This is a genomic window from Maribacter vaceletii (assembly GCF_003634105.1).
GTDB classification, from domain to species: Bacteria; Bacteroidota; Bacteroidia; order Flavobacteriales; family Flavobacteriaceae; genus Maribacter_B; species Maribacter_B vaceletii.
Genome location: NZ_RBIQ01000011.1, coordinates 54,059 through 80,499, shown reverse-complemented (window position 1 = coordinate 80,499; position 26,441 = coordinate 54,059). Strand labels below are relative to the sequence as shown.

Below are 26,441 nucleotides of genomic sequence, written 5' to 3'. Positions count from 1 at the left end.
AAAATATGGGATTCTCTTATTTTTTAACACTTCCTGGAATTGTTTTCTTATACACCTTAAATGGGTATATTAAATAGTAATAAGAGATTAAACTAAGGGTTCCTAAAATTATAAATAATGCCACATAATTAGGCATAATATTAGAATACCGGGTAACAAAACCTTCTAAAAAACCTGCGGCAATTGTAAACGGAAATGTACTAATAACAATTTTAATACTGTCTCGCATTCCTCTTTTAAAAGAATTTAGTCTAGAGAAAGTTTTAGGAAATAAAATACTAGCACCTAAAAGAAAACCTGCCGCACCTTCTATTACAATAGCAAAAATTTCCATTGCCCCATGGATCCATATTCCTTTAGCGCTTTTCCACAAAACACCTTCTTGTTCAAAGAAATATTGGAAAGCTCCAAGCATAATTCCGTTTTGTAAAAGTACATACCCTGTTCCTATGCCACCAGTTACCCCATAAGCAAAACTCATGAGACCTACTCTTAAATTATTAAATGTAATTCCTATAAAACTCCCCCAATTACTACCACTTTTGTAAATAGCAACTGGGTCACCGTTTTCAATATTTTGCAATGTTTCGTTAACATAGCTATTCCCTAAAATTAAACGCACAAAAGTATCGTCATTAGCAGCAGAAACTACACCCATTAAAACCGCAATTAAGAAAAAAGAAAAAGAATACAGTATATATCTTTTATACTGATACAATAAAAGAGGAACTTCTACTTTAAAGAAATGAACAAATACGTTAGACTCTTCTCTTTTAGTCTGATAAATTTTTTGATAAACCCGAACCGCAAGATTATTAAGATAGGTTACAAGTTTGCTTTTTTTGTAGTAAGTTTGGGCGTATGCTAGATCATTAATTAAGTGCATGTATAAATTAGACAAATCATCTGGGTTATCAATTTTTTTTTGTTCAATGGCTCTTTCAAACTCCAACCATTTTTCCTTATTTTGTCTAATGAAGGCAATTTCTCTCATGCTTAACAAATAAAATCATATAATGGCAGAAATACAAATTACGACTACTCAAAATGTAACAATAGCTTTTACTGCTGCTGAAGTAGGAGAACGTATTTTAGCTTACTTTATTGACCTACTTATTAAAATAGCTTACGTAAGTGTTGTTATTGCCACTATAAGAGCTGTTTCTAGTACTGGAGGTATAGGTTTTGAAGATAATTTTGACACAGACCCATGGAGTGTTATGGCTATTATTATAATTTTAGGTTCTCCTGTTATTTTTTATACTATAGTTTCAGAATCTTTAATGTTAGGCCAAACCATAGGTAAAAAAATAGCTAAAATACAAGTTGTAAAAATTGATGGTTACCGTGCTACCTTTTTAGATTTTTTTATACGTTGGGCAATGCGCTTTGTAGATATTAACATTTTTTCTGGCGTGGTTGCTTTAGTAAGTATTGGCAGTTCTAAAAACCATCAAAGATTAGGAGGCATGGCTTCTGGTACCGGTGTTATTACCTTAAAAAACAAAGTAAACATTAGCCACACCATACTCCAAGAAGTAGCAGATAATTATAAACCTACCTATCTTTCTGTTATTAAACTATCTGATAATGACATGCGTATTATTAAAGAAAATTTTATTCGCGCTAAAAAAGCAGATGACCATAAAACCATCCTTATTTTAAAAGAAAAAATAATTGGTGTAATTGAAGAAGAACCACATGCTGACGTAACCGCCGAAAATTTTATTAAGTGTGTGCTAAAAGATTATAACCATTTTACGAAAAACATGTAAGTTTTCTATGTGGTTAATGGCAAGAAAAAATAAAATCACAACAAAAACACGTGTTTATAAAAAAAAAGTTATAATCCATTTACGAAGAACTAAAAACCAAGAGCTAAGGGCTAAAAAACTTTGGACATTCGACTTTTAGACTTTAGATTTAAAAAAGAGGCAAATTAAAACTAGAATCTTAAGATTACACTTCAGAAATTCCAATATCATTAATCTCATTATCTACAGGTTTCTTAGGGTTTAATCCGTATTGGTTAGCGTTATTTTCCCCATCTGTACACATTAAAACCAAAAACCAAATTCCACCAATAAAAGGAATACAACGCACAAACATATACCAACCACTTTTACCTTGATCATGTAACCTTCTTACTGTTAATGCTAATGAAGGTATCACAATTGCCAACATATACAAACCTACTGGAATCATAACTGCATAATCCTCTATTCCTAATAAAGCTATTACACCTACAATACTAATTATAATAATTGCATTAAAAAGATTAAACATCCAATATTCTTTTCTCCTGGATCTTCCAGAAAAATCTGCATACTGCTTCATTGCTTTTATATACCACTTCATATCTTATTTCTTTTAATTGAAATAAAAAAAGAGATAAAACGTAGGTTACGTTTTATCTCTTTTTATAAAATTATTATTAAATTAAGCTTCTGAAACTCCTATTTCATTAAGCTCATTATCTGGATTTTTAGGATCTGGACCATATTCATTTGTTCCTTCATCTCCGTTGGTACATAACAAGTATAAGTTGTAAAATGGTATTAACAAAAACCAACCACTCTTACCTACATCATGCATTCTTCTTACACCTACAGCTATTGTTGGCACTAATACACCTAAACTATACAAAGTGTTTATTCCAAAGCCTTCTAAGCCTAAAACAGATGCATCTACAATACTTAATACTACACTAATAATTGTGCTAAACAAATAGAACATCCAGTATTCTTTTCTTCTAGATCTTCCCTTAAATTCTGCGTACTTTTTAAGTACCATTGTAAACCATTCCATACTTTTATTTTTAGGTTATTGTTAATTATTGAATTTCTAAAACGTATTAAAAATAAAAAAATTACTCTAACTCCAGTCTTTTACTAATAAAAAACCTCCCAATCTATAAAGATAAAGGAGGTTTTCCTGACTAATTAAAATAAACTTTTCTTAAGCTATACTTTGTACAACTTCTTTTTTAGCTTCTTTTTTACTTCCATCAAAACCTTCTACACCACCCACCGTAGTATACTTCATAACAAAGCGTTTATTAGGATTTATAATTTGATATGCATACTGACACATAACTGCTGCTTCATGAAAACCAGAAAGAATAAGTTTTAATTTTCCTTCATAGGTATTAACATCCCCAATAGCAAAAACACCCGGAATGTTAGTTTGGTAATCTTTAGCGTTATTTACCTTAATTGCATTTTTCTCTATTTCTAAGCCCCAATCTCCTATAGGTCCTAATTTTGGAGACAAACCAAATAAAGGAATAAAATTATCTACTTCTAAAATAGTATCCTCTTTATCGGCATCTTTATGCTTAATAAGAACAGATTCTAATTTATCATCCCCGTTTAATCCTTTTACCTCAGCCTCTGTAAATAATTTAATCTTACCTAATTTCGCTAATTCTGCTGCTTTTTCTACAGAATCTAACGCACCACGGAATTCGTTTCTTCTATGTACTAAAGATACTTCTGAAGCTACATCTGCAAGGAAAATAGACCAATCTAATGCAGAATCTCCTCCACCAGCTATTACCACTTTTTTATCACGATAAACTTCTGGGTCTTTAATTATATAGGCAACTCCTTTATCTTCAAAGTTTACTATGTTTTCTAAAGGTGGTTTTCTTGGTTCAAAAGACCCCAAACCTCCTGCAATAACTACTACAGGTGCATGGTGTTTTGTTCCTTTGTTTGTTGTAACAATAAAAGAACCATCTTCTTGCTTATCTAAAGTTTCTGCACGCTCTCCTAAAGTATAACCAGCTTCAAAAGGTTTTATTTGCTCCATTAAATTATCTACTAATGTTCCTGCTAAAATTTCTGGAAAAGCTGGAATATCGTAAATTGGTTTCTTTGGGTATATTTCCGAACACTGCCCTCCTGTTTGCGGGAGTGCATCTATTAAATGGCATTTTAATTTTAATAATCCCGCTTCAAATACGGTAAACAAACCTGTTGGTCCCGCGCCAATTATTAATATATCTGTCTCTATCATTTTAATCTAACTTAATTCTTTACTATACTTATTTATTGCTTCCTTTAAAGTTGCTCTATGTTTTACAACTTCTCCTATTATTATTATTGCCGGATTTGCTAATCCTTTTTCTTCTACTTGCGTTACTATTGTTCCTATAGTTGCAACTGCTACCTGTTCATTAGTACGTGTACCATTTTGTATTATGGCAATTGGTAAATTTGTCTTATCTTCTTTCTTAAAAAGAGTAACAATTTCTGCCAATTTACTCATACCCATTAAAACAATAACCGTTGCATTAGATTTTGCTGCTAAAGCAACATCTGAAGATAATTTATGCTCTTTTGTAGTCCCTGTTATTACCCAAAAACTTTCTGCTGAACCTCTCTTAGTAACTGGTATATTTTGAGATGCTGGTACAGCTACCGATGATGATATTCCCGGAACCATTGCCACATTTATACCATAAGCTGCAGCATATTCCATTTCTTCTGCTCCACGACCAAAAACAAATGGGTCTCCCCCTTTTAAACGAACCACATGTTGTGTTTTACCACGACTAACAATTAATTCATTTATTTGTTCTTGCTGATATGCGTAACAACCTTTTCTTTTTCCTACAAAAATAAGTTCTGCATTTTCTGCATAATCTAGCAACACAGGATTTACTAAAGCATCGTACAAAACAACATCTGCAGATTGTAATGCTTTAATAGCTTTTACTGTAATTAAATCTGGATCTCCAGGACCCGCTCCTATTACCGTAAGCAAACCTTCTCTATTGTTTATATGTTGCTTTATGTCTTTCATAAAATTACGCATTAGCTAAATCTGCTTCTCTAAAAGCTTGCACTTTATTTAAAAACTCTTTTGTGTCTTTTAAATAGTTTTTAGCAAATTCTTCTGTTGGCTCTTTTTTATTAATCTGTAAAATAAACTCTTCAAAACCAGTATTCAAAGATATTCTATTATTTGAAACAAATTTTTCATCAAAATCTTTAATAATTGCAGCGTGTGTATTTGTTTTTACATTTTCTGCCGTTAATATTGCTTTTGCCGTATTAACCATAGAAGAATAAGAGTGATAAATACTAGCTGCCCATTTACCCTCTGTAAAAGTAGCTTCTGCTGTTTCTATTTTTTCTTCACTCTCAAATAATAAAGTTGCAATTAAATCTATAACTACACCAGCACATTCACCAACACCAATTGCTTTTACATATTCTTCGGAATTTCCCCAATCTATAAAATCATCTGCAGTTAAATTATCTACTGCAGTTAAATCTTTTAAGAAATCATAAAAATAGTGTTCTCCTTTTTCTGCATAGTACTCTGGGAAAGATGCTCCATTACCATTTGCATCAAAATCATTTAAGATTAAACGCAATGCTTCTGGCCCTCTTTTACTTGGTATTTTTACCACTTTATCCGCAAATCTACCCTCTCCATTTCCAATATTACCACCACCTAACAAAACTTGTAATGCAGGTGCTACTAATTTATCTTTTGTACGAACAGACATTCCTTGGAAACCAATATTTGCCATATTGTGTTGTCCACAAGCATTCATACATCCACTAATTTTAATAACCACATCTGGATTATTAATATAATCTGGATATTCAATTTTCATTATTCTTTCTAACTCTTCTGCAATACCTGTACTACTTGCTATACCTAAATTACAAGTATCTGTACCCGGACATGCAGTAATATCTATCGCCTTGTCATACCCAACTTCTGTAAATCCTAATTTACTTAACTCGGCATAAAAGAAAGGAAGCAACTCTTCTTTAACGTAAGGGATTAGTATGTTTTGACGCAAACTTAATCTAATTTCATCTGCAGCATATTTTTGAACTAAATCTGCTAATGCACGAGCTTCTTTAAGGTAAAAATCTCCTAATAAAACTTTTACTCCAATTGCAACATACCCTTCTTGTTTTTGAGGAATTACATTTATAGCCTTCCAAGCATTGAAAGCTTTCTGGTCTTCAATAGTTACATTTGGTACCGCAACCTCAGCAATTTGTGGTTTTGGATATGCCTCTGCATCAATAGGGAAAGATTTTATTGGCACAGCAATTTGTTCTTCTTCCAACAAAGCTTTAAAACCATCTAGTCCTAAATCTTTTAATAAGAATTTTAAACGTGCTTTTGCTCTACTCTTACGCTCTCCGTATCTATCAAAAACACGAACAACACCTTCCATTAATGGAATTATTTTATCTGTAGGCAAAAAAGAATACAACTCATCTGCATGACGAGGTTGTGAACCTAAGCCACCACCAAGCATTACTTTAAAACCTCTTACTCCGTTTTCTATTTTAGCTATAAAACCTAAATCGTGCATATAAGAAAGTCCTGTATCTGCATCACTAGAAGAGAATGAAACTTTAAATTTTCTTCCCAATTCTTGACTAATTGGGTTTCTTAAGAAATACTCAAATAAAGCATGTGCATAAGGAGAAACATCAAAAGGTTCCTCTACATCTATACCTGCTGTTTCACTTGCTGTTACATTACGTACCGTGTTACCACAAGCTTCACGCAAAGTAATGTCCGATTTTTCTAGCTCTGCCCATAATTCTGGAGTTCTATCTAAATCTACATAGTGAATTTGAATATCTTGACGTGTAGTAATATGCAAACGACCTCTAGAATATTCTTCAGAAACATCACATATTCTTCTTAATTGCTCAGAGGAAACTTTACCATAAGGTAATTTTATACGTATCATTTGTACGCCTTCTTGACGCTGACCGTAAACCCCACGAGCTAAACGAAGACTTCTAAATTTTTCTTCATCAATTTTTCCATTGTGGAACATATCAATTTTATTTGCTAAATCGATAATATCTTTTTCTACAATTGGATTCTCTATTTCTGTTCTAAAACTTTGCATACTCTTCTAGTATTAAATAGTTAGCATTTAGTATTGAGAATACTTACTCTTATTTACTATGGCTTACTACTATTTTTTATTTTTTAATACGCTATAACTATTGGATAAATCCAGCGCCTACTGTATTATTATTCTTAGTATCTATCACTATAAAAGAACCATTTGTTCTATGATTTTTAAAAGCATCAAAGAAAATTGGCTTATTTAATTTAAAAGTAACCTTAGCAATATCATTCATTCCTAAACCATCTACCCCTTCTACTATCCCGGAATAATCTGGATTAATTTTATGATGAATTTTATCTACTTTGGCTAAAACTTTATTTACTCCATGCTGTATTACATATTTAGCACCAGAGGTAAGTTGATTCGAATCCATCCAAGCAATTGTAGCAGTAAATTGCTTATCAATAGTAGGTAAATCTCCTTCTTTAACAATCATATCTCCTCTACTAACATTTATCTCATCTTCTAGCGTAATAGTTACCGATGAGCGTCTTGATGCAGTCTGGTATTTTTTATCGTAAGCATAAATTTCTTTAATCTTAGATTTTGTTTGTGATGGTAATGCAACAACAGCATCCCCAACATTTAACTCGCCACCATAAACTTTACCTGCAAAGCCTCTAAAATCATGAAATTCTTCTGTCTTAGGGCGCACTACATATTGTACAGGAAAACGTGGTGTTCCTACATTTGAAACGGCAGCTAAATCTAAACCTTCTAAATGCTCTAAGATAGTTTCACCGTTATACCAAGGCATAGCACTTGTCTTATTTACTACATTATCTCCTTTAAGTGCACTTACGGGTATAAATGTAATATTCTGATTTTCATAATCTCTTTTTCCCATTAATTCAGAAAAATCTGCCTTAATAGCATTGTATGTTTCTTCAGAATAATCTACTAAATCCATTTTATTAATAGCTACAACTACTTCTTTTACACGAAGTAAATTGTTTATAAAAAAATGACGATTGGTTTGCTCAATAACACCCTTACGAGCATCTATTAAAATAATTGCCGCTTGTGATGTAGAGGCACCAGTTACCATGTTACGCGTATATTCTACGTGGCCTGGAGTATCTGCTATAATGTAACTTTTCTTTGCTGTTGAAAAATATATGTGTGCAACGTCTATTGTAATACCTTGCTCACGTTCTGCTACCAAACCATCTGTTGCTAAAGAAAAATCTAAATAATCATATCCTTTTTGCTTACTAGTTTTTTCTATAGCTTCTAACTTATCACTTGTAAGAGATTTTGTATCGTATAGTATTCTACCAATTAAGGTGCTTTTACCATCATCTACACTACCTGCTGTTGCTATTTTTAGTACTTCCATTTTATTAGCTGTTGGCTATTTGCTTTTGGCATTTAGCCTTTTTAAATATTATTTTTAAAGTTTGCTAATGGCTAAGAGCCATAAGCTAAAGGCAAAATTTTCTAAAGAAAATTTTAAAAGTATCCTTGTTGTTTACGTTTCTCCATTGCTGCTTCGGAACGTTTATCATCTATACGAGCACCTCTTTCAGAAATACTAGAGTCTCTAATTTCGCTTACAACTTTATCTATACTAACTGCATCTGAAAGCACAGCGGCTGTACAAGACATATCCCCAACGGTACGGAAACGCACTAAACGCTCTTCTACCACTTCTTCTGCATCACGGAAAACTATATCATCTTCTGCAGACCAGATCATACCATCTCTAACAAATGTTTTACGCTTGTGCGCAAAATATATAGACGGAATTTCAATTTCTTCCTTCTGAATATATGACCAAACATCTAATTCTGTCCAGTTAGATATTGGGAATACACGAACATTTTGTCCTAATTCTATATCTCCATTTAACATATCAAACAATTCTGGACGTTGGCTTTTTTCATCCCACTGACCAAAATCATCACGTACAGAAAAAATACGTTCTTTTGCTCTTGCTTTTTCTTCATCTCTACGGGCACCACCAATACAAGCATCGAACTTAAACTCTTCAATAGCATCTAATAATGTTGTGGTTTGCAAAGAATTTCTACTAGCATATCTACCAGATTCTTCTTTTACTTTACCAGCATCAATAGAGTCTTGTACATTACGAACAATAAGTTCTACACCAAGTTCTTTTGCTAACCTATCTCTAAATTCTATAGTTTCAGGGAAGTTATGCCCTGTATCTATATGCATTAAAGGAAAAGGAATTTTTGCAGGCCAAAATGCTTTTTGTGCCAAACGAACTAGGGTAATAGAATCTTTACCTCCTGAAAACAATAACACAGGTTTTTCAAACTGGGCAGCCACTTCTCTCATGATATAGATGGCTTCGTTTTCTAATGGATTTATATGTGATGTATTTGTACTCATCTTATTTTTTTAATTCTTTTTATTTTCTCCTTATATATTTATAAATACTATGTGTGCAACCCACATTCTCTATTTTCTAGAACCTTAGTTGGGTCAAAATATTTATGCTCATTTGGTAAATTATTTTCTTCTAAATAAGCATCTAATTGTGCATCTTCCCAGTGGTAAAAAGGACTAACTTTTAAGACACCATCTTTACTTACGCTAAAAATATCTAGACTATTTCGTAAAGCAGTTTGCCCCTTTCTAAGGTTTGTAAACCAAACTTCTGGCTTATGCTCTGCCATTGCTCTACCAAAGGGTTCTAATTTTACCTGTTCTGTAAAAATTGCATGGTTTGGATCCTCTATTCCTGGGATTCCCATAACTACATCTCTATGAGAAGAAGTTTGCTTAGGAACATATAAATGAATATTTAATTCTAATTTCCCAATTAACTCTTCTGCGTGTCTATAGGTATTAGGGGTATTATAACCAGTATCGCACCAAATAACTTTAATATCTTTATTTACTGCAGTAACTGCATGTAAAATATTTACTTCGTATGGCCTAAAATTTGTAGTCACAACAGCATTTGTAGTTTGTTGTAGTGCCCACTCTATTATTTCAGCAGGAGAAGATTTCTCAAACTTTTTATTCCAATCTGCAATTTTTTCTTCTGTATAGTTCATCGCTCTTTATCTTATTTACCCCATTTTATACCATTCCAAATACGCTCATGGAAAAAATACAAAACCATCTTAGTTAAAAAATCTACAGAGGCTATTGATGCAGCCACTGCCATTTCACCAGTTAATATATAAGACACCACCAAAGTATCTAGTGTACCTATTACTCTCCAGCTTAATGCCTTTGCAACACTACGAATAGGTTTTTCAGACTTCTTGTCGTCTTCATACTTACTTTTCGTGGCTTTTTTATCTAAAATCAATTGATCAGCAATCATTTGTTATTATTTATCTATTACCCTATAGATTTAATAGGATAATCAAAAATACTATATTTATACAACCTAAGACGTTAAAGAATAACTAAAATTACTTTTACCCTATCGATTTAGTAGATTAATAAATATTTAGAAGTTTTATTGAGAATAATTAAGCTAATAATGTGATTTTATAAAAATTTTGAACCCATAAAAACACCAAAAAAGAACTATTTGGTAGGTTAAACCAAAATATCTGCCAACGTATTATTCCTATATACCTGCAGAGTACTGTCTCTTATTTGAAGCATTAACTTGTTTACAGAACAGGTTTTTTCATCTGGACAATCGTCACATTTTTCATAAAAATTAAGACTCACACAAGGCACCATTGCAATTGGCCCTTCTAAAACTCGCATAACATCAGTCATTAAAATATCTTTTGGTTCTTTAATTAGGTAGTACCCTCCTCCTTTTCCTTTCTTAGAACCTAAAAAACCTGTTTTACGAAGGGTTAATAATATACTTTCTAAAAATTTTTGTGATATATTTTCTTGCTTAGCTATCTCTGCTATTTGCACAGGAGCATTTTCCTTTTGTAGTGCCAAAAAGGAAAGTGCTTTTAAGCCGTATTTAGTTTTCTTAGATAGCATATAGCACGAAGATAGGGAAATAAAAAACACCTATTAATATACTAATTAAAATACCGAGTCGTTATCCCTTTTCATATATTAACCGTTACAATAAAACCATGAAAAAACTAAGTTTATTTTTATTTTTATCCGCATCTATTTTCCTAACTTCTTGTGAAAAAGATTCTAATGATGACCAAAGCAATAACAAAACTACTTCTGAAGAAGCAATACTAGGAAACTGGGAATTAACTGATTATAAAGTTGAAGAAGGAGAAACCGTAACCAAAATAACTGGAGGAGCTGTTACTCAAAAATATTCTTCCGTTGGTAAAGATTTTGATATGGAAGTTATTTTTAACAATGAACCTACACATACAGTAACCAGTAATGGCTCTTTTATTTCTGAAACTAAAATAACTGTATTAGGACAAACACAAGTAACCGAAATTCCTCTTTATACTTTATTTGAATCTTCGGAATGGAAAATAAAAGATGGTAATCTTATTTTTATTGATGAAGACAGCAAAGAAACAAAAATGAATACACTAGAATCTACAGACAAAAAATTAGTTCTTTCTTATGAACTTAATGAAGTTCTAGAAGTACAAGGAGGAGCAACAGCTACTACTACTGGTAAATTAACTATTACCTTAGAAAGAGATAGTTCAGATAATAACAGTAATACATCAACTCCTTCTTTAATAATTGGTGATTGGAATTTAACAGAATTAACATCTGAAGATGAAGTTTTAAGCTTACCAGATGTTAATGAAGAAATAAAATTTGAAGGGATTGCAAGTGATTTAAATGGAACTTTAACTTTTACTGATAATCCAAAGGAAATTAAAACAGAAGGGAATTTTCACTATAAAATAACTTACGAAGACGAGGAAGAACCTTTTGAAGAGGATAGAGAGTTAGATTTTTTTAATTTTGCGAGTGGATGGAAACTAGAAAACAATGACACAGAATTATATGATCACCGCGATGGATCATTAGAAGTCAGTAGCGCAGCTGAAATTTTAGAGCTTACAGAGACCACTTTAAAGCTTGAAATACCTTATACAAAAGATTATGGTATTAATGATCTAAGTGAAATTGAAAAAATTACCTTTTACGCGACATTTACTAAAAAATAATACCAAATCAGTAGTAAAAACAGGAAGCAAGCAGCTTCCTGTTTTTTTATATTTATCTACCCCAAAGCCTGCTTAATATCCGAAATAATATCATCTATATGTTCCAAACCTACGGAAACACGTACTGAACCATCTGTTATTCCAGACTCCAAACGCTCTTCTACAGACAACTTACTATGTGTTGTAGATGCAGGGTGTGTAACAATACTTCTAGAATCTCCTAAATTTGCCGATAAGGATAACATTTTAATGCTATCAAAAAATTGTTTCCCTGCTTCTATTCCTCCTTTTACCTCAAAAGCAACTATACTACCACCTGCTTTCATTTGCTTTTTAGCAACCGCATACATTGGGTGCGACTTTAAGAACGGATATTTAACCCAACTAACTTTAGGGTGCCCCTCTAAAAACTGAGCCAATTTTAAAGCATTTTCACAATGACGATCTAAGCGTACTGCCAAAGTCTCTAAACTTTTAGTTAATACCCAAGCATTAAATGGCGACAATGCCGGACCAGTAATTCTTGAAAAACGATATACTTTATCCATTAAAGCCGCGCTCCCAACAGTAATACCAGCCAAAACTCTTCCTTGCCCATCCATTAACTTGGTTCCTGAATGTATAACCAAATCTGCACCAAACTTAATTGGTTGTTGTATATAAGGAGTCGCAAAGCAATTATCTACAATAAATATTAAATTATGTTTTTTTGCTAGTTGCCCCAGCCTCTCTAAATCTAATACATCTACCCCTGGATTGGTTGGGGACTCTGCATAAATAATCTTCGTCTGCGGTGTAATCATAGTCTCAGCAGCATCTAAATCATCAATAGGAAAATAACTACTAGTAACGCCCCATTTTGGCAAAAACTTAGTAAATAAGGTATGCGTAGAACCAAAAATACTTCTTGCAGAAAGAATATGGTCTCCCGTTTCTACTAACGCTGCTAAAGTAGAAAATACTGCTGCCATACCAGAAGCAAAAGCAAAACCAGTATCTGCTCCCTCCATTTTACAAACCTTCTCTACCAATTCATTATTTGTAGGATTTGAATATCTAGAATAAATATTACGTTCTTTTTCTTCTGCAAATGAAGCTCGCATATCCTCTGCATCTTCAAACACAAAACTTGAAGTTAAGTACATTGGCGTAGAATGTTCTAAAAATTGCGTACGCTCTGTTTGTGTTCTTATCGCTTCTGTTTCAAATTTTTTCATCTTTCTTATATTCTTTGGCTTCAGCTACGCTCAGCCGTCATTTATTCTACAATTCTATATTTCTTGGCTTCGGCTACGCTCAGCCACCTTTATTTTGGCTACGCTCAGCCAACATTATTTCGGTTACGCGAAGCAACCACTTATTTGGCTTATACTATCGGGTAATTGAGCGTAGTCGAAATTCACTCTTTAAAACACTTATAATGAGTTTCATTTTTACATTCGGATAAATTTGGTAATATTCCAAACTCTCCATTAATTAACGCTTCTTTTTTTGCCCTACTCCAACCCTGTATTTGTTTTTCTCTTTTAAAAGCATTTCCTATACGTAAATACTCTTCTACATACATCAATTTTACAGGCAATCTCTTTTTGGTATGATTTGCTCCTCTACCTTCATTATGCTCTACAAATCGTCTATCTATATCTTTAGTACTGCCAGTATAATAACTACCATCTGAACATTTTAATATATACATGTATCCTGACATTTTACAAATGTTATGGCTTCGACTACGCTCAGCCAACAGTAATATGTAACTGGTAACTGAGCGTAGCCGAAGTTAATTTTTTTCTACAATTCTTAATATATCTCCAAAAACACCTCTTGCGGTAACTGCAGCTCCTGCTCCTGCTCCTTGGATTACTAATGGATTTTCCCCATAGGATTCTGTATAGATTTCTATAATAGAATCCGAGCCTTTTATTTGCCCTAAAGCGCTTTCTTTAGGTACAGAAACCAGTTTAACATCTAACTCTCCTTTTTCTTCTTGTAAATTCCCATGTAAATCGCCAACGTAACGTAATACGTGATTTGGTTTTTGGTTTTTCTTTATCTCGTTAAAAGTATCGTCTAACATTCCTAAATTATCTAAGAAATGTTTAGTGTCTCCTTTTTCTAATAAAGCCGGGATTAAATTTTGGATTTTTACATCTGAAAACTCATTGTGTAATTCTAACTCTCTAGCTAGTATCAATAACTTTCGGCCTACATCATTTCCAGATAAATCTTCCCTAGGGTCTGGTTCTGTAAATCCTTTTTGCATTGCATCTTTTAAAATAGATGAAAATGGTGCATTTACCTCAGAAAAAGTATTAAATATATAACTTAAGGAACCAGAAAAAACTCCTTTTATTCTAGTTATATTTTCTCCTGATAAATGCAAAAGTTTAATAGTATCTATTAACGGTAAACCTGCACCTACATTAGTCTCATACAAATATTGCTTCTGATTTTTAGCTAATTCCTCTCTTAGAAGTTGATAATAATCAAACCCTAATGTATTTGCTATTTTGTTTGATGAGACAATATCGAAACCATTCTCTACAAAATCGAAATAATTAGCAACAAAATTTTCACTCGCAGTATTATCTACCACAATTAAATTTTCTAAATGATGTCTTTTAGAAAAATCAAAAATAGTATTTATGGTATAAGACTCTCCTTTTTTCTCTAGCAACGATTGCCAATTTTTAGAGACTCCTTTTTTATTTAGCACTACTTTTTTAGAATTTGCAACCGCAAAGACCCTTAAATCTAATCCCTTTCTTTTCTCTATATTTTTTGCAGACTTTAGTATTTGGTCTATTAAGGTTCCTCCAACATTTCCATGTCCAAAAACAGCTATATTAACCTTTTTACTCATTCCAAAAACTTGTCCATGCATTACATTTACAGCCTTATGCAAATCGGTCTTTTTTACTACCAAACTCACATTTTTTCCTGTAACTGTATTATTAAATAGTAAAGGTGTTATCTGGTTCTTAATTAAAGAATTGTATGGCTTATGAAAAGTACTCAAATCTTGACCTACAATAGAAATAACAGAAACATCGCCTACTACTGTAATTCTATTAACATCCTTAGAAGTATAATCATGTGTAAATTCCCTATCCAGTGCTTGCTTTGCTTTTTGTGCAATGTCTGCATCTACCACCAAACCAATACCACGTTCTGAAGAACCTTGAGAAATAATACTAACACTAATATTACTATCTCCTAAGGCTTTAAAAATACGAGCATCTACCCCTACTTTTCCTAGCAGTCCTCTACCTTCTAAATTAATTAAGGCTACTTTTTCTATAACAGAAATAGATTTAATACCATCTTTACTAGTTTTAGCACTAATTAAAGTTCCTTCATTATCACTATTAAAAGTATTTAAAATACGTAAAGGAATATTTTTTTCTATTAAAGGAATAATTGTTTTGGCATGTAAAATAGTAGCACCAAAATTTGCTAATTCATTAGCCTCACTATAAGAGAGTTCAGAAATACGTTTAGCGTCTGCTACAAAATCTGGATTTGCAGTATAAATACCATCTACATGTGTATAATTTTGAAGCTCTGCTGCGTCTAAAAAATTAGCTAATAAAGCCGCAGAATAATTACTTCCGTTTCTACCTAACGTGGTTGTTTCCCCGTCTAAAGTAGACGCTATAAAACCTGTAAAAACAGGTACAGTTCCTTGTGGTAACAAACCAAATTCTCTTAATACATTTTCTTTAGATACGGTTTCTAAAACACTAGCATCTCCAAAATTATCATCGGTATTAATAAGGCTTCTAGAGTCCATTAACTTTGCCTTTACTCCTTTCCCTATTAATAGTTTTGTTATTAGTTTTGCAGATATTAATTCTCCATAAGCCAAAACTTGATCTTTAATTTTGGAACTATAATCTCCCAATAAAGCAACTCCTTCATACAACTGAAACAAACTTGCAAACTCTTTTGATAAATTTACATTTTTATAAGAGTGTGTTTGATATTTTTCAAAAGCTTCAAAATCTTTTGCATAACTTTTACCAGATGCAGCTTTTTCTAAAATAACTTCTAATTGGTCTGTTGCTTTTTCTCTTGCAGAAAGTACCACAGCAACTTTTTCTTTTGCCTTTACTTTATCTAAAATAATATCTAAAACATGTTCTAAACCTTCTCCGTTACTTAAAGATTTACCTCCAAATTTTAAAACTTTAACTTTAGTAGCCTCCTCTTCTTTATTAAAAATAGGGTTCAATAATTTTTGCATTTGATCAAACTCAATCAAAAAAGCATCATGCCCATGTAAAGATTGTACTTCGCCATAGGTAACATTACTGTTTGCCTGTGCAATTTGCTTAAACGTTTCTCTATTTTCTTTAGCTGTAAAAAACAAATCAGAATCTACGCCAACAATATGAATATTAGTTTCACTATTTTGCAGTTCAGTGAACGCTTCTTCTCTACCTTTAGTTATATCAATAGACTTTAAAAGTTGATTCATTAATTTATACGCCGATAGTTGAAAACGCTCTTTCAATTTATCACCGTGATGCATTAACCAACTCTCTACATTAAAAACCTGTAACTCTTCATTGGTACTACGCTTAAAACGCTCATTAAAAGACTCTGGCGTTCTATAACATAGCATTGCATGCATACGAGCATCATGCACAGGTTGCTTAGAATTAATTAAAAACTGCTCTTGTATTTGGCAATTTCCTATTAACCAATCTGTAGATTTCCAATCCGATGCTACAGGTATTAAATGCTCTGTTAAATTAGGGTTTAGTGCTGCCATTTCCCAAGCAATACCACCCCCCATAGAACCTCCAATTATAGCAAATAAATTAGAAATTTTTAAATCCTTAAGTCCCAATAAAAATATTCTTGCAACATCTCTTGCAATAAAATCTTTATAATTTTCAATTACAAAACTATCATATCCATTTCCTGGAACGTTAAAAGCCAGAATAGTATAGGTATCCGTATCTATACATTTTCCCTCTCCTACTATAGCTGACCACCAACCATCTTTACCAGTAACATTAGAATTTCCTGTTAAAGCATGATTTACCAGCACTATTGGCGCACTATGCAAAGGCTTTCCAAAAAGTTGATAGGATAGCGAAATATCCTGAGATACTCCGCTATATGTTTTGTATTTATTAATTGTAAGATGATGTAACATCTGGTATTTTTTACTTTATTAAATTTTATGTTTATTGCGCAAAAGCCTGTTCTAAATCGGCTTTTAAATCTGCAATATCTTCTAAACCAACAGATAAACGTATTAAATCTGCTCCTACTCCTGCATCTATTTGTTGCTCTGCTGTTAATTGTTGGTGCGTTGTACTTGCTGGGTGAATAATAAGTGATTTTGTATCTCCAATATTTGCTAAAAGAGAGAATACTTTAGTAGCATCTGTAACTTTTTTAGCAGCTTCGAAGCCTCCTTTTAAGCCAAATGTAACTAACCCGCTTTGCCCTTTAGGCAAATACTCTTTTGCTAAATCATAGTACTTACTACTCTTTAATCCTGGGTAATTTACCCATGCTACTTCTTCTCTACCCTCTAACCAAGTTGCCAATTCTAATGCATTAGCACTATGTTGTTTTATTCTTACGTTTAGAGTCTCTAAACCTTGAATAATCTGAAAAGCGTTGTAAGGACTTAAAGCTCCTCCAAAATCACGCAATCCTTCTAAAATTAATTTAAAAGTAAATGCTGCAGCCCCTAAAGCTTCGCTATACACTAAACCATGGTATCCTGCTGATGGCTCTGTAAACTCAGGAAATTTTCCATTTGTCCAATCAAAAGTACCTGCATCAATAATTGCACCACCTAAAGATGTTCCTTGACCTCCAATATATTTAGTAAGTGAATGAATTACAAGGTTTGCTCCATGCTCAATTGGGTTTAATAATGCTGGGGAAGCAACCGTGTTATCTACAATAAAAGGTACTTGCGCAGCTTTTGCTTGTTTAGAAATTGCTTTTAAATCTAGTACGTCTAATTTTGGATTACCCAAAGATTCCACAAAAAAGGCTCTTGTATTATCCTGTACTGCTTTTCCAAAACTTTCTGGATTCGATGCATCTACAAAAGTAGTAGTAATCCCCAATCTTGGTAGTGTAACATTTAATAAAGTAAACGTACCTCCATATAAGCTACTAGAGGCAACAATATGATCTCCAGCTTTTAACAAAGTCATTAATCCTGTTGCAATAGCAGAAGTTCCCGATGCAAAAACAACAGCACCAACACCGCCTTCTACAGCAGCTAAACGATCTTGTAATATTTGATTTGTTGGATTATTTAATCTTGTATAAATAAATCCTAATTCTTTTAATGCAAATAAATTTGCTGCATGTTCTGTATCATTAAAAACATAAGAAGAAGTTTGGTAAATAGGCACTGCTCTAGTTCCTCCTGTTTGTGTTGTGTCATGCCCTGCATGTAAAGCGTTTGTTGAAAATTTTTGATCACTCATGATTTTTGATTTTTTTAGTTAATTGATAAAAAAATTCAAATCTTATAATACCGACTTTGTAAAATAAGTAAAATCAAAAAGTTAAAAAGAAATTGGAAAGTTGCTATGTAACATAGCTTATTTCGTTATCTGCCTTATAAATCATTCTCTGATTTCTCTGGTAGAATTTAGCACCTTCTTTGTTAAACAAAGGGTTGCTAAGGTTTCACAGGGTCTAATCCCTCCGCCTTTCTTGATAACAATTCAATATGTATTTGAACTTAATATGATGCAAATATATACTCCAAAAGTTTATTTGCCTATTTTTTATTAATAAAATAACAATTTTATTATTTTACTTTAATAACGGCTATAAACAAGAAATCTTATTTATAGCCTATAATACTCTAAAATTATATACTAAAACTTGCTTTTACTTTATCTACCATATCTAATTTCTCCCAAGTAAACAATTCTACTTCTTTCTCTACTCTACCATTATAAGGAGATTCAAAAACTTTTGTAATCGTTTTTGGTTCTTTTCCCATATGACCATATGCTGCTGATTCTAAATAAATAGGATTACGTAATTTCAAACGTTCTTCTATAGCAAATGGACGCATATCAAACAACTTTGCTACTTTTTCTGCAATTTCACCATCCGTTAAATCTACATTTGCTGTGCCATAAGTATCTACAAAAATAGAGGTTGGCTCTACTACACCAATAGCATAACTTACTTGCACTAATATTTCATTAGAAACACCAGCCGCAACTAAATTTTTAGCTACATGTCTTGCAGCATAAGCCGCACTACGGTCTACCTTACTTGGATCTTTGCCACTAAAAGCACCACCACCATGTGCACCCTTACCACCATAAGTATCTACAATTATTTTACGCCCTGTTAAACCGGTATCTCCATGAGGGCCACCAATTACAAATTTCCCTGTTGGGTTTATATGATATTTAATTTTATCATCAAACAAAGTCTGAATAGTACTTGGTAATTGAGACTTTACTCTTGGAATTAAGATAGACACTATGTCTTCCTTAATCTTTGCTAACATTACCTCATCATTATCATTAAAAGCATCATGTTGTGTAGAAACTACAATTGTATCTATGCGTTGTGGAACATTTTCATCGGAATATTCTATAGTTACTTGCGACTTGGCATCTGGTCTTAAATAACTAATTTCTTTATTTTCTCTTCTTAGCTCTGCTAAAACTTGAAGAATTTTATGAGAAATATCTAATGCCAAAGGCATATAATTTTCTGTTTCTTTAGTTGCATAACCAAACATCATTCCTTGATCCCCTGCTCCTTGTTCTTCTTTTTTACCTCTATCTACTCCTTGATTTATCTCTTTAGATTGTTCATGAATAAGAGATATAACACCACAGGAATCTCCACTAAATTGATACTCACCTTTAGTGTATCCAATTTTATTTATTACCTCTCTTGCTATATTTTGAACATCTAAATAGGTATCACTTTTTACCTCTCCTGCCAAAACTACTTGACCTGTTGTAACTAGAGTTTCACAAGCAACTTTACTTTCGGGATCAAATGCCAAAAAACTATCTAATAATGCATCGCTAATTTGGTCTGCAACTTTATCTGGGTGTCCTTCACTAACAGATTCTGACGTAAATAAATAAGACATAATTCTTTTTTAAAAAGGAAAGTAGCACGCAAAATAAAAAAGTAAATAGATAGAATACCCTATAAAGGTGTAATAATATCTGTTTTAGCATTTTTTAGAGGTTGCAAGCAGTCAAATCTTTCCTCGTAGGTTTATTTTTCAAAAATAATGTTATTCCAAAATATGTCAAAATAATATCTCTTAAAAAATTACCCAGTTTGCTTTTGCCTATAAATTGTATGTAACTTTAAACATTGCATATCTAGGCTGCACTATATAAGTTGATGTTCTATAAAATAATTCATTAAAAGTATCTTGATTTAATTCTGTATTATTTAATAGGTTTGTAAGTTGGATACTATATTCCCATTTACTATCTTTTTTTTGATATGATACATCTGCATTTAAAAAACCATATTCGTTCTCTACCGTATTTTCTGCATCATTATATTTATAATAATTAAAGTCTGACTTAAAAATAAAATTCTTTAGAAAAGAAGCATTAAACTCTATAAATGGTGTGCTTGTATAAAATGTGGTTTCATTCCCTCCATTATCGTAATTATTAATTGCGTAATTATACCCTAATTCTAAATTAGGTGCATTTTTAAAACTTGTTGCCAAAGAGCCTTTATAACTTTGTGTTAAAGATTCTGATATACTAGGGTTATTATTAATAATATTATTTAAACTAGAATAAGATAAAGATGCTCTTGCACTTACTTTTATTTTTCCAAAAGTTCTTTGATAATTAGCTGATCCAGATAAAACCTCATCTTCTAAATTAGAGTTTATTGTAGAGGTTACTTGATTTATGCCTACTATACTACTATTATTCTTAAAAGCATCTATACGTTTGCTATAGTTTAATCTTGCAAAGATGTTCTGCATATTAAACATACTAAAACTAAAAAAATTAAGGCTTACATTATGATAAAGTGCGCTTTCTAAATCTCTATTACCCTGATAAAGGGAGTTGTAATTACTAAACACATACGCGTTTGCAAATTTTTCTATGTCCGAAAAATTTCTTGTTACCGTGTAATTAAATCTAATATTTTCAGATTCCTTTAGTTTATAGTTTATAAATAAATCTGGAACAACATTTACTAACTCATTAGAAACCTTGGTTCCTAATTGTTCGTTTTTAGCTTGATAATTATGTGCTATTATACCTGGGTTTATTGTAAAATTACCAGCAATTAATTTATAATGGAAACCTAAAAAAATATCTGAAAATTTAAAATTAACTCTATTATTAAGGTCATTATCTGCAAAAGAAAGCTTTGATTCGTCATCTAATATTTGAAATATTCTAGAATCAAAATCTTGACTACTTTGCGTAACTCCTAAAGTAAAATTAATATTACTTTTGGCCCCTGTAACATAGTAATAATCTGCTTTAAAGTCTAACTTATTAGTCTTTACTTTCCTTTCTTGATTTATATCAAAATTGGACTGTGTATCATCTAAAGGCAATATATTTACAAAAGGTTGCACTTCTCTAATTGCATTGTAAAAAGGATCTTCTGTTTGTATTAAATATTGACCTTCAAAAGCTAAAATATTATCTTCATTCAAAGTATAATAAACATTTGCGTTTTGATTAACACTCGTTGGTGTTTGTTCTTTATTTTCTGTAATTTGATCTGTAACATCTGCAATAGACAAATTATCTACGTTTTCCTCAGATCCGGAGAATTTTGATAAAATATCATACTCTACTTGTAAATTTTCACTAGGCTTATAAGAAGCGCTAAATTTTAACAATCCTAAATTAGATGTTTGGTCTGTGTTTGTTGTCGTAATTTCTTCTTCATTACTACTTATATAACTCCTTTTAGCACTTGTTTCTAGTAGCGTATTACTGTAAGAATAAATAGCAAAACCACTAAGTCCTAAAATCTTATTTGGAGAATAACTAAAGTTTATTGCACCAAATCTTGCATTTATTTCTTTAGCCTTATTATTTTGTAATTGAGACAAACCTAACCCTCCTTCTCCTACAGAAAAACTAGTTCCTGTGTTTCCTGTCCTAGTTCTAAAACCACCAGTAAACCTTCTATAATCCCTATTGGTAAAAGCAAGTTCCCCTATATTATTCACATCGGTTAAAATATTAATACTATACTTTGGACTATAAAAAAATAATTTTGGATGGGCCAAATAGCGGTCATCTAAACCAACACCACCCGTAATTTCTCCAAACCAGAACTTTTCTTTTCCAGTTTTCAGCTTAATATTCAGTGCTACATTATCTTCATTATTTGTAACACCTCTTAATTGAGATACTTCAGAGTAGTTACGTAAAACTTCTATTTTATCTAAAGCGTTTGCAGGTATATTCTTTGCTGCAAGTTTAGAATCTCCATCAAAAAAATCCTTCCCATTTACCATTACTTTTGTAACGGTTTTCCCTTCCACCTCAATCTCACCTTCATCACTAACTTCTACCCCTGGTAATTTAGAAAGTACATCTTCTAATTTTTTTTCGGTACCACTTACAAAAGAATCCGTATTATATACAATAGTATCTCCTTTTACAGTTACAGGCATTTCGTAAACAACTTCTACTTCATCTAAATTTTCGGCTTGTTCTACTAAAATTGTATTTTTCTGTATATCACTTTCTGCAACACTAATGGTATATTCTTTTGGCTCAAAACCTAAGTAACTAAACCTTAAATTATACATAGTATTTGCCTTTACATTTATTTTATACTTACCCTCTGGATTTGTTATTCCAAATCCATCTAACCCTTTAGTTTCTATATTAATTGCAACTACATTCGCCATTTCCAAAGCGCTTCCCAAACTATCTGTTACAACACCTTCAATTGTGATTTTTTGAGCACTAGCAAAAAGAGAAAAAAATATTAAAAAACCTATTAGAATTTTTTCCATTAAATACATATACATTATTAATTTCTAGGTCTATTACCTCCCCTTGAACCTGGACCATTTCTAGGTCTTTCTGAAAACTCTTTCATTTTAGCTTTCAGTACTTTATTATATTTTTCTTGAGTAATTTCTTTTCCTTTTTTTGGCGCTTCAATTATTTCTTTATCTTTTGAATTTATTATAATTTTAGAACACAAAATAGTAGTCTTATCCGCATTCACCTCCAATATTAATCCAGGTAAACCCCAATATTCTCCAGGACCTTGACTTATTGGTATATCCAAAGTATACCAGGCAGTAACCTCTATTTCTTTTGTTTTTTCTTTATCTTTAAATAGAGAATTTTCCTTACTTACAGAATCTTTTTTAGCATCCTGCTCTCTATTTCCCCCTGGTCTTCCTGGCGGTCTAAAATTTAAAACACTTGCAGGGTCTACAGCTTTAAGTGCAGTTGCTTTATAACACAAATATTGTCCAATTTGCTTTGTTTCTGACCCCATAACCCAAGATAAACTGGGCAACTCATCTTTAATTAGAAACACTTTTCCAAACATTTCTTTTTGATTAATATACTTTTCCTCTTTTATATTTTTGTAATATTTACCACTTACATTAAAAGCAAAACCCCTAAAGCTGCCTCTGTTATTTCCAGGTTGCTCTAACCTCTTTTCTTCTAAATACAAGGCTTCTATTTTATTAAAAGACAAAACAAAAGTCTTTTCAAAATTTCTTTTAATACGTTCTTTAATTCTCTTTTTGTCTTCTTCAGGCATATCTGGTCTTCCAAAATTGGATAAATCAACACTTGTTTTAGACTCATAAACTGCCTTACCCTGAAAATCTTGAGCATAAGAAGAGGTCATTATTAATAATGCGATAAAAAAAATATTCTTTTTCATACTTCGTGTATTTAATTAAAATTTAGACTTCTATTTTCCGTAAAGGTTTAATTATCTTTTTTAAAATATTTTTTAACGGATATTTACATAAACATTTTACCATCCTATTGTTATCTTGTATATTGTATGGCAATATTTTTTTCTTATTATCATAACTATAAAAACATCTAAAAAATGCATATTGCTGTAGCAGGAAATATTGGTGCCGGAAAAACCTCTTTAACCAAATTATTAGCCAAGCATTATAAATGGGAACCCCATTTTGAAGAAGTTGCCGATAACCCTTACCTAGATGACTTTTATAATCAAATGGAACGTTGGAGTTTTAATTTGCAAATCTATTTTTTAAATAATAGATATAGACAAATTCTTGAAATTAGAGAAAGTGGAAAAAGCATTATTCAAGATAGAACTATATATGAAGATGCTCATATATTTGCCCCTAACTTACACGCTATGGGTTTAATGACAAATAGAGATTTTAGCAACTATACTGGTCTTTTTGAACTAATGGAGTCTTTAGTACAGCCACCAGAATTACTTATTTACCTAAGAAGTTCTATCCCAAACTTGGTAAAACAAATTCATAAACGTGGTAGAGATTATGAAAATAGTATTTCTATAGATTATTTAAGTAGACTAAATGAACGTTATGAGGCATGGGCTCATAATTACACTAAAGGTAAATTATTAATTATTGATGTAGATCAATTAGATTTTGTGGACAAGCCCGAAGATTTAGGGCAAGTTATAAATAAGATTGATGCGGAAATAAATGGTCTTTTTTAAATGATCAACTGTATTCTAGCCAGCACATCTACTATTCACAATAGCAGTTATTTAGAATATCTTTTTAATGAGTTAAAAGAATTATTCCGTAATACGGATGAAGTTCTATTTATTCCTTACGCTAGACCAAGCGGTATTTCACATGAAGAATATACTACAATAGCAAAAAAAGGATTTCAGAAAATTAACAAAAAACTTATTGGCGTTCATACTTTTGATGACCCTATAAAAGCTATTAATAATGCTAAAGGAATTTTTACTGGAGGAGGAAACACATTTGTCTTAGTCGCTAAGTTATACGAGTTACAACTTATAAATCCTTTAAGAAAAAAAATTCTAGAAGGCACTCCCTATTTAGGAACTAGTGCAGGAAGTAATATTGCTGGCGTTAGCATGAAAACTACTAATGATATGCCTATAGTTTACCCTCCTAGCTTTACTACATTGCATATTACCCCTTTTAATATTAATGCACATTATTTAGATCCAGACCCAAAATCTACACACAAAGGAGAAACAAGAGAAACTAGAATAAAAGAGTTTCATCAGTTTAACAAAACTCCTGTTATTGGTTTACGTGAAGGTAGCTGGATTCGACTAAAAAACAATCAATGTATTCTTGAAGGAAAAGAACTTTCTGCAAGAATTTTTGAACAGAATAAAGAACCTGTTGAAGTGCCTCCAAACACTTCTCTACTATACTTAAAGTAAATTCTTTTAAATAAAGCCTTTCATTTTTGCATGATCAATTGCTTCTTTAGTATTATAAACTAACAAAACGTCCACATCTTTATAGTCCTGAAACAACTTTTTTACACGAAGCATTTTCTTTTTACTTTTTACAGACCTTAAATAAATAGAAGTTATTCTGTTTGGGTTTTTAGCAACTATATCTACATATATATCTGGGTCATGCTCTCCACAATCCCCAATTAGTATAAAGGATAAATCTGGATACGTATTTAATATATTTTGAATTTCATGATGCTTATGTGATATTTTTGACTTTGGAGTTTTATCGAACAAAAATTTTAAATTTCGTAATAGTATTGCTCCCTTTGGAAAATTATTTCCATTTAAAAAAATCTCTAAATACTTGTATAAATTCCAAGGACTATTACTTACATAAAAAACTGGGTTACAATTATTTTTAGATTTTCCTTTATGCAATTGCATATAAAAATCTGCAGTCCCTTCTAAAGCTTTGCGATGTAATACATTAACAAAAAAAGTATTAAAAACTGCTTTCCATTTAAGTTTTGAAGCAACACCTGTATGCAAAATAGTATCATCTATATCACTAATAATTCCGTATTCAGATTCTGGTAAAACCACCAACATTTCTCCACAAAAACGATTTTCAGAAACTATCCTTTTTGTATACTCTTCTGGTTTCGCGTAAGCTACTTTATAAGAAACCCACCCGTCTTTAGAAACAATTTCTGACAAATCTTCTATTTCTTTATTAAAAATATAATAGCCTTCAGAATCGGTAATTGTTTTTTCTTGTTCTTTATTTTTTACTTGTATATGTATTGAAGCAAATCTTATTTCGTCTGTTTCAAACCTCTTCCAGGTACTTATAAATACTGGCCAAATCCCTTTTTTATTTATATCTATATTTTCATCCTCTAAAGTTCTACCTCGTAAATACATATGAGTTAATGTCCCATAGGTTTTAAAAGGTATTATTTGCAACTTATCTTTCTTAAACATAGCTTTAATTTCACCAGAAATTAAAAGTATAAAAAAACCGTCTTACATAATGCAAGACGGCTAAATATAAA

General features: G+C 31.7%; 23 protein-coding genes and 1 riboswitch. Of the genes, 4 read left to right on the top strand and 19 right to left on the bottom strand.

The genetic code is table 11. The annotated features are described in order from the left end of the window. Window positions 1-16: 16 nt before the first annotated feature. Entirely contained in the window at window positions 17-994 is a 978-nt protein-coding gene (locus CLV91_RS14470) for a stage II sporulation protein M (protein ID WP_121068944.1), read from the bottom strand. A 22-nt stretch (window positions 995-1,016) separates the two neighbouring features. Here CLV91_RS14470 and CLV91_RS14465 point away from each other — a divergent pair, with 22 nt between their 5' ends. Beyond that, window positions 1,017-1,775, top strand: coding sequence for an RDD family protein (locus tag CLV91_RS14465; protein ID WP_121068943.1), 759 nt, complete (start codon window positions 1,017-1,019; stop codon window positions 1,773-1,775). A 184-nt stretch (window positions 1,776-1,959) separates the two neighbouring features. Here the strand turns inward: CLV91_RS14465 and CLV91_RS14460 are convergent, their stop codons facing one another. The 10 genes from CLV91_RS14460 to CLV91_RS14415 all read right to left on the bottom strand — a co-directional run bounded on the left by CLV91_RS14460 (window position 1,960) and on the right by CLV91_RS14415 (window position 10,846). Then, a complete protein-coding gene (locus tag CLV91_RS14460) occupies window positions 1,960-2,358 on the bottom strand; it encodes a DUF805 domain-containing protein (RefSeq protein ID WP_121068942.1) in 399 nt (132 codons plus the stop codon). Window positions 2,359-2,439: 81 nt separating this feature from the next. Continuing rightward, window positions 2,440-2,808, bottom strand: coding sequence for a DUF805 domain-containing protein (locus CLV91_RS14455; protein ID WP_121068941.1), 369 nt, complete (start codon window positions 2,806-2,808; stop codon window positions 2,440-2,442). A gap of 150 nt (window positions 2,809-2,958) precedes the next feature. Continuing rightward, window positions 2,959-4,020, bottom strand: coding sequence for an NAD(P)/FAD-dependent oxidoreductase (locus CLV91_RS14450; RefSeq protein WP_121068940.1), 1,062 nt, complete (start codon window positions 4,018-4,020; stop codon window positions 2,959-2,961). A 6-nt stretch (window positions 4,021-4,026) separates the two neighbouring features. Further along, on the bottom strand, window positions 4,027-4,809 hold the full coding sequence (gene cobA / locus CLV91_RS14445) for a uroporphyrinogen-III C-methyltransferase (RefSeq protein ID WP_121069041.1): 783 nt from the start codon (window positions 4,807-4,809) through the stop codon (window positions 4,027-4,029). Between the two features lie 4 nt (window positions 4,810-4,813). After that, a complete protein-coding gene (locus CLV91_RS14440; RefSeq protein WP_121068939.1) occupies window positions 4,814-6,904 on the bottom strand; it encodes a HEPN domain-containing protein in 2,091 nt (696 codons plus the stop codon). A 97-nt stretch (window positions 6,905-7,001) separates the two neighbouring features. Next, window positions 7,002-8,249: a sulfate adenylyltransferase subunit 1 gene (locus tag CLV91_RS14435; protein ID WP_121068938.1), complete on the bottom strand. Its 1,248-nt coding sequence runs from the start codon at window positions 8,247-8,249 to the stop codon at window positions 7,002-7,004. A gap of 113 nt (window positions 8,250-8,362) precedes the next feature. Then, entirely contained in the window at window positions 8,363-9,268 is a 906-nt protein-coding gene (cysD, locus tag CLV91_RS14430; RefSeq protein WP_121068937.1) for a sulfate adenylyltransferase subunit CysD, read from the bottom strand. Window positions 9,269-9,315: 47 nt separating this feature from the next. After that, entirely contained in the window at window positions 9,316-9,939 is a 624-nt protein-coding gene (locus tag CLV91_RS14425; protein WP_121068936.1) for a phosphoadenosine phosphosulfate reductase domain-containing protein, read from the bottom strand. An 11-nt stretch (window positions 9,940-9,950) separates the two neighbouring features. Beyond that, the gene (locus tag CLV91_RS14420) at window positions 9,951-10,214 is read right to left on the bottom strand and encodes a DUF2061 domain-containing protein (RefSeq protein ID WP_121068935.1); all 264 of its coding nucleotides are present in this window, start codon (window positions 10,212-10,214) and stop codon (window positions 9,951-9,953) included. 221 nt (window positions 10,215-10,435) lie between these two features. Further along, complete coding sequence (locus CLV91_RS14415) at window positions 10,436-10,846, bottom strand: RrF2 family transcriptional regulator (protein WP_121068934.1); 411 nt, start codon at window positions 10,844-10,846, stop codon at window positions 10,436-10,438. A 98-nt stretch (window positions 10,847-10,944) separates the two neighbouring features. On the opposite strand from CLV91_RS14415, the gene CLV91_RS14410 reads away from it, so the two are divergent. Beyond that, complete coding sequence (locus tag CLV91_RS14410; protein WP_121068933.1) at window positions 10,945-11,967, top strand: lipocalin family protein; 1,023 nt, start codon at window positions 10,945-10,947, stop codon at window positions 11,965-11,967. A gap of 56 nt (window positions 11,968-12,023) precedes the next feature. On the opposite strand, the gene CLV91_RS14405 is transcribed toward CLV91_RS14410, so the two are convergent. The 7 genes from CLV91_RS14405 to CLV91_RS14375 all read right to left on the bottom strand — a co-directional run bounded on the left by CLV91_RS14405 (window position 12,024) and on the right by CLV91_RS14375 (window position 23,865). Next, window positions 12,024-13,184 carry a trans-sulfuration enzyme family protein gene (locus CLV91_RS14405; RefSeq protein WP_121068932.1) on the bottom strand — a complete coding sequence of 387 codons (1,161 nt, stop codon included), beginning with the start codon at window positions 13,182-13,184 and terminating at the stop codon, window positions 12,024-12,026. A 182-nt stretch (window positions 13,185-13,366) separates the two neighbouring features. Continuing rightward, window positions 13,367-13,675 (bottom strand): GIY-YIG nuclease family protein, encoded by a 309-nt coding sequence (locus CLV91_RS14400; RefSeq protein ID WP_170146764.1) that lies wholly within the window; start codon window positions 13,673-13,675, stop codon window positions 13,367-13,369. A gap of 72 nt (window positions 13,676-13,747) precedes the next feature. Beyond that, a complete protein-coding gene (gene thrA / locus CLV91_RS14395; RefSeq protein WP_121068930.1) occupies window positions 13,748-17,134 on the bottom strand; it encodes a bifunctional aspartate kinase/homoserine dehydrogenase I in 3,387 nt (1,128 codons plus the stop codon). A gap of 31 nt (window positions 17,135-17,165) precedes the next feature. Next, complete coding sequence (locus CLV91_RS14390) at window positions 17,166-18,437, bottom strand: O-acetylhomoserine aminocarboxypropyltransferase/cysteine synthase family protein (protein ID WP_121068929.1); 1,272 nt, start codon at window positions 18,435-18,437, stop codon at window positions 17,166-17,168. 122 nt (window positions 18,438-18,559) lie between these two features. After that, window positions 18,560-18,679, bottom strand: a riboswitch (SAM riboswitch). 150 nt (window positions 18,680-18,829) lie between these two features. Continuing rightward, entirely contained in the window at window positions 18,830-20,086 is a 1,257-nt protein-coding gene (metK, locus tag CLV91_RS14385) for a methionine adenosyltransferase (protein WP_121068928.1), read from the bottom strand. 207 nt (window positions 20,087-20,293) lie between these two features. Further along, window positions 20,294-22,969 (bottom strand): carboxypeptidase-like regulatory domain-containing protein, encoded by a 2,676-nt coding sequence (locus tag CLV91_RS14380; RefSeq protein ID WP_121069040.1) that lies wholly within the window; start codon window positions 22,967-22,969, stop codon window positions 20,294-20,296. A gap of 17 nt (window positions 22,970-22,986) precedes the next feature. Then, on the bottom strand, window positions 22,987-23,865 hold the full coding sequence (locus tag CLV91_RS14375; RefSeq protein WP_121068927.1) for a GLPGLI family protein: 879 nt from the start codon (window positions 23,863-23,865) through the stop codon (window positions 22,987-22,989). Between the two features lie 174 nt (window positions 23,866-24,039). Here CLV91_RS14375 and CLV91_RS14370 point away from each other — a divergent pair, with 174 nt between their 5' ends. Both CLV91_RS14370 and pepE read left to right on the top strand, forming a co-directional pair. Then, the gene (locus CLV91_RS14370) at window positions 24,040-24,654 is read left to right on the top strand and encodes a deoxynucleoside kinase (RefSeq protein WP_121068926.1); all 615 of its coding nucleotides are present in this window, start codon (window positions 24,040-24,042) and stop codon (window positions 24,652-24,654) included. Further along, a complete protein-coding gene (pepE, locus tag CLV91_RS14365; protein ID WP_121068925.1) occupies window positions 24,655-25,365 on the top strand; it encodes a dipeptidase PepE in 711 nt (236 codons plus the stop codon). Between the two features lie 6 nt (window positions 25,366-25,371). On the opposite strand, the gene CLV91_RS14360 is transcribed toward pepE, so the two are convergent. After that, window positions 25,372-26,370, bottom strand: a complete 999-nt coding sequence (locus CLV91_RS14360) for an App1 family protein (RefSeq protein WP_121068924.1) — start codon at window positions 26,368-26,370, stop codon at window positions 25,372-25,374. Window positions 26,371-26,441 lie beyond the last annotated feature (71 nt).